Origin of the sequence: Klebsiella sp. GG_Kp173 (assembly GCF_040062415.1) — a bacterium.
In the GTDB taxonomy this organism is placed as follows: domain Bacteria; phylum Pseudomonadota; class Gammaproteobacteria; order Enterobacterales; family Enterobacteriaceae; genus Klebsiella; species Klebsiella quasipneumoniae.
The window spans coordinates 1-4,816 of sequence record NZ_JBEAFZ010000049.1; the positions used below are offsets into that span (position 1 = coordinate 1).

General features: G+C 52.1%; 4 protein-coding genes and 5 tRNA genes. 5 read left to right on the forward strand and 4 right to left on the reverse strand.

Annotated features, from left to right (window positions below; all coding sequences use genetic code 11):
- From ABLU50_RS15875 to ABLU50_RS15885, 3 genes are all read right to left on the reverse strand, one after another.
- Window positions 1-1,335, reverse strand: a 1,335-nt coding sequence (locus tag ABLU50_RS15875; protein WP_348864844.1) for an MASE1 domain-containing protein, incomplete at its 3' end; no start/stop codon positions are given.
- 209 nt (window positions 1,336-1,544) lie between these two features.
- A tRNA-Ala gene (locus ABLU50_RS15880) sits at window positions 1,545-1,620 on the reverse strand.
- 41 nt (window positions 1,621-1,661) lie between these two features.
- A tRNA-Ala gene (locus ABLU50_RS15885) sits at window positions 1,662-1,737 on the reverse strand.
- 219 nt (window positions 1,738-1,956) lie between these two features.
- Between ABLU50_RS15885 and ABLU50_RS15890 the strand changes: the two genes are divergently transcribed.
- Both ABLU50_RS15890 and ABLU50_RS15895 read left to right on the forward strand, forming a co-directional pair.
- A complete protein-coding gene (locus ABLU50_RS15890) occupies window positions 1,957-2,310 on the forward strand; it encodes a YfeC-like transcriptional regulator (RefSeq protein WP_004202017.1) in 354 nt (117 codons plus the stop codon).
- A 3-nt stretch (window positions 2,311-2,313) separates the two neighbouring features.
- Window positions 2,314-2,706 carry a YfeC-like transcriptional regulator gene (locus ABLU50_RS15895; RefSeq protein ID WP_004202015.1) on the forward strand — a complete coding sequence of 131 codons (393 nt, stop codon included), beginning with the start codon at window positions 2,314-2,316 and terminating at the stop codon, window positions 2,704-2,706.
- Window positions 2,707-2,760: 54 nt separating this feature from the next.
- Here the strand turns inward: ABLU50_RS15895 and gltX are convergent, their stop codons facing one another.
- The gene (gene gltX / locus ABLU50_RS15900) at window positions 2,761-4,179 is read right to left on the reverse strand and encodes a glutamate--tRNA ligase (RefSeq protein ID WP_087832052.1); all 1,419 of its coding nucleotides are present in this window, start codon (window positions 4,177-4,179) and stop codon (window positions 2,761-2,763) included.
- Window positions 4,180-4,438: 259 nt separating this feature from the next.
- Between gltX and ABLU50_RS15905 the strand changes: the two genes are divergently transcribed.
- The 3 genes from ABLU50_RS15905 (at window position 4,439) to ABLU50_RS15915 (ending at window position 4,757) form a co-directional block, all read left to right on the forward strand.
- Window positions 4,439-4,514, forward strand: a tRNA-Val gene (locus ABLU50_RS15905).
- Window positions 4,515-4,559: 45 nt separating this feature from the next.
- Window positions 4,560-4,635: transfer RNA gene (locus ABLU50_RS15910), tRNA-Val, on the forward strand.
- 46 nt (window positions 4,636-4,681) lie between these two features.
- Window positions 4,682-4,757 (forward strand) — tRNA-Val (locus ABLU50_RS15915).
- The last annotated feature ends 59 nt before the right edge of the window (window positions 4,758-4,816 follow it).

Sequence of the window (4,816 nt, forward strand, 5' to 3'; positions counted from 1 at the left end):
CTGACCGGCGGCGCGGCCCCAGGCCGCGCCAAACTCCAGATCCAACGGCTGATTGTGCCAGCTGAATTTTTTGTGGTTGAGAACCGCGACCATATGGTGCAAACGGGACGAAGGCTCCGGTCCGTCAAGCACGAGGATCAGTTCGCTGCCCGGCACCTGGAAAACTTTATCCGTCGCCCCCAGCAGCGGTTGCAACGCCCGAATAATCTGCCGTTTACAGTCCACCCCCATCATCAGGCCATAATGCCTGCTGAGAAAGTCGAGATTATGAATACGCAGGCTGCAGATAACCTGCTGCGGACAGCTCTGTAAATGGCTCTCCAGCGCGCGCAGGTTAGGCAAGCCAGTCAGCGGATCTTCTTCCGCCTGACTACGCCAGCGGCGTTTATTGCGGTCGCTACGGGCATAGGTGTCTGCCATATAAAACAAACAGATAGTAAAGGAGATCAGCACTGAGAGCACAAAGGATAATGAATACTCGCTTTGGACGCCCTGGAGAAAGTTTTTGTTATACACCACCAGTAAAAAAGCCGAGACCGACCATGAAATACGCAGCAGCGCATGACCAATTCGGCTAATCCCGATAAAGTAGACGATAAAAATCACCGGAACTAAATAACCGGCAATAAATTCAGACTGATACGGCGCACACAATAGCGTTAATATCACCGCCAGCGCAATAAACCAATATAGCGTAAAGGAACGATATTTTGCTGCCAGCCACGGTAAACATTCCTGCCGCCAGAAACGTCGGGCGTAGCGTGGATTGATAATCATCCGCATTGGATAATATAAAAAAGTGGTAAAAATTAATGCCGCGCTGATTAAACTTTGAATATCTATTACGGTATAAATCAATGGCATACTGCCAAAATAGCTGGTAATAGATAAGGGAAAAGCAAAATATTGCCCGGCAAGGTACATGGTGAGTTTCAGCAGCACCGGCGCGAAGAAGCCGCCCCAGAAGATCCGCGCTCCCATATGTTTTGCCGTCGGGCCACAGCGCCAGCGCTTACCCACCATCAGTCTTAGAATAGCGCAGGAGAAGAACACCGCAAAGAGCTGACAAAAGAGTAAGATAAGCGCCTGCGGTAGCGTTAATTTAATAAGAAAGCAATTGGTGATGGCAAATGCGAGGATTAATGGCGCAATCGCATAGCGGCCAAAGATAAAAATAACAGAAAACATCACGCTAATGGGCAGCCAGGCAATATAAATAAGATTGCCATCAATAACCGTTTGCGGTGAAATAAAACGAGCCAGCGGAATAGCGACTAAACAGACGATAAAGGCCAACAGAGTTTTTTTGATATTAATGTTAATTTTATCAACCATTATTGTTAATTAAAACTCCGGCAACCTCATTACGTTTAATGGGGGAAATGTTATGTTGCTTATTTAGGGCAGGCAAGGTGATTTATCAGGAAAAAGTCTGAAATTACTTTCGATTTTAATTGCTGGAGATTAACTGACTTAAGCAGAAAATGCTTTACATGAAAATAGATAAAAACAAAAACCCCCGCCGAAGCGAGGGTTCTGAATTTTGGTGGAGCTAAGCGGGATCGAACCGCTGACCTCTTGCATGCCATGCAAGCGCTCTCCCAGCTGAGCTATAGCCCCACAGGACCTCTTTACGAACCAAATCCGCTGGGTGCAGAATTTGGTGGAGCTAAGCGGGATCGAACCGCTGACCTCTTGCATGCCATGCAAGCGCTCTCCCAGCTGAGCTATAGCCCCGTAATGTAAAGCGTGTCGTGTTGACGGGCGGCATAATATGAATTCCTCGCTCAGGTGTCAACGGCAAAATTATCCTTCTCGATTCAATCGCTGAAAAAGCAGGCAACCTGCTGACATTGCGAGCCTTATCGCAGCCAGAAGTTAAACAGGTCACCTTTTCCAGTAAAAGGATGCTATAACATGGACAGCTAATTCCCATACATTTACTCAGGAAATAGTATGCTCAAGGAACGAATGACACCTGAAGAAATCGCCCATCTGACCGGCTACAGTCGGCAAACTATCAATAAGTGGGTGCGGAAAGAAGGCTGGCAGACCTCTCCGCGGCCTGGCGTCCAGGGCGGCAAGGCGCGCCTGGTCCATGTCAATGAGCAAGTCAGGGAGTTTATCCGCAGCGCCCAGCGCGTGGCGGAGACGCCCGGCACCTATTCTCCCCACGACAGCGATCTGGAATCGCTGCTGCTGACCCTCTGTAAAGAACTCACCCCCAGCGAGCAGAAGCAGCTTATGTCGCTGTTGCTGCGCGAGGGGATCACCGGGTTACTGCTTCGGTTAGGGATCCGCGATCGGTAAACCATGATGAAACTAAAAGATAAAATGACGCCCGCAGAGCTTGCCGACTGCCTGGGGCTGGCCAGACAAACGATCAATCGCTGGGTTCGGGAGAAGAAATGGCGCACAGAAGCGATACCCGGCGTTAAAGGGGGACGAGCGCGACTGGTGGTCATCGACCAACCGGTGCGTGAGTTTTTGACTAACATTCCCGCCAGACGCCATCTGTTTAGCGACAATCATCTCGCGGAATCGCCAGGCGCTTACCTGGTCAATGAGGCGGACGCGATCTGGCGGCAAATCACAGAAACCCTGCAACTGATGACTCCGGCAGAACAGCTGCAGCTCCGCGACCTGCTGGCCCGGGAAGGGATTAGCGGTTTTCTTGCCCGCCTCGGCATCGCCAGCCCGGCGTAACAGACAAAAAAAACGGCAGGATTATATCCTGCCGTTATATCATCTACGTCCCCGTCAGGACGCCTGGCCTTCGCGCTCAGCGATAAAAGCCAGCGCTTTATTGATACGCTCTACGCTACGGGACTTGCCGATTGCATGGACGGTTACGTCAAGCGCAGGAGACTGCCCAGCACCGGTAACGGCCACGCGCAGCGGCATACCGACTTTACCCATGCCCACTTCCAGCTCATCAGCGGTTGCCTGAATCGCGTGGTGGACGTTTTCCGACGTCCAGTCGCTAATCGCCGCCAGCTTGTCGCGTACGACTTCCAGCGGCTGACGCGCTACCGGACGCAAATGTTTCTTCGCCGCGTCGGCGTCGAACTCAGCGAACTCTTCATAGAAGTAGCGGCAGCTCTGGGCAATCTCTTTCAGCGTTTTGCAACGCTCGCCCAGCAGCTTCACCAACTCGGCCAGCTGCGGACCGTTGCGGGTATCGATATTTTCCTGCTCGATATGCCACTGCAGATGGGTCGCCACATACTCCGCCGGCAGCGTATTGATGTAATGATGGTTCAGCCACAGCAGCTTGTCGGTGTTGAACGCACTGGCAGATTTGCTGACCGCCCCCAGCGAGAAGAACTCGATCATCTCTTCGCGGGTGAAGATCTCCTGATCGCCATGGGACCAGCCCAGACGCACCAGATAGTTAAGCAACGCTTCCGGCAGGTAGCCATCGTCGCGATACTGCATCACGCTGACCGCCCCGTGGCGCTTGGAGAGTTTCTTGCCATCGTCGCCGTTAATCATCGATACGTGCGCGTATACCGGCACCGGCGCGTTCAGCGCTTTAAGGATGTTGATCTGGCGCGGCGTGTTATTGATATGATCTTCACCACGGATCACGTGGGTGATCGCCATGTCCCAGTCATCCACGACGACGCAGAAGTTGTAGGTCGGGGAACCATCGGTACGGCGAATGATCAGATCGTCCAGCTCCTGGTTGCTGAACTCGATAGGTCCGCGGATCTGATCGTCAAAAATAACTGACCCTTCCTGCGGGTTGGCGAAACGCACCACGCACGGCTCATCGTCGGCATGATGCTCGTGGCTATGGCGGCAGCGGCCATCGTAACGCGGCTTCTCACCGTTCGCCATCTGCTCTTCGCGCAACGCTTCCAGACGCTCTTTCGAGCAATAGCATTTATAAGCGGTACCGGCTTCCAGCATCTCATCGATCACGTTGTTATAACGATCGAAACGTTTGGTCTGGTAATAGGGACCTTCGTCCCATTGCAGATTCAGCCAGTTCATGCCATCCATGATGGCTTCAATTGCTTCCGGGGTGGAGCGTTCGAGATCGGTGTCTTCAATACGCAGTACAAACTCACCGCCGTGGTTACGGGCAAAAAGCCAGGAATAGAGAGCAGTACGCGCACCGCCAACGTGCAGATAGCCGGTTGGGCTTGGCGCGAAGCGAGTTTTGATTTTCATGAATTGGCCTTACGTTTAATAAAGATGCCGATAGACGGCAATGTCCGGTGGAAATTATGGGTCAATATTCTAACACCGTGGGCTGATTCCTCAATGTTGTTCCCGTCGGAACGTCGCGCTTTGCCATTTTTGTTTATAAATCATGCTATGACGCCGGTTTTACGATCGCTTTGTTTAATTTTACGACGAACGAACGAATTCTTTAGAAAAGGCGTTGACTCATTTTCAACTCTCCCTATAATGCGACTCCACACAGCGGGGGTGATTAGCTCAGCTGGGAGAGCACCTCCCTTACAAGGAGGGGGTCGGCGGTTCGAACCCGTCATCACCCACCACTACTTAACGTAGTCTCCGCCGTGTAGAACAGAAAATTGAGAAGTGGGTGATTAGCTCAGCTGGGAGAGCACCTCCCTTACAAGGAGGGGGTCGGCGGTTCGATCCCGTCATCACCCACCAATTTCTCGCCAGCTGGATTTTCTGTCAAAATGTGAAGTACCGAAGTGGGTGATTAGCTCAGCTGGGAGAGCACCTCCCTTACAAGGAGGGGGTCGGCGGTTCGATCCCGTCATCACCCACCACTTCGGGTCGTTAGCTCAGTTGGTAGAGCAGTTGACTTTTAATCAATTGGTCGCAGGTT

Bases quoted from the DNA above. Each gene is read 5' to 3' on its own strand.
- ABLU50_RS15890 (WP_004202017.1), top strand. From the start codon at position 1,957: ATGCTCAAGGAACGAATGACACCTGAAGAAATCGCCCATCTGACCGGC.
- ABLU50_RS15895 (WP_004202015.1), top strand. From the start codon at position 2,314: ATGATGAAACTAAAAGATAAAATGACGCCCGCAGAGCTTGCCGACTGC.
- gltX (WP_087832052.1), bottom strand. From the start codon at position 4,179: ATGAAAATCAAAACTCGCTTCGCGCCAAGCCCAACCGGCTATCTGCAC.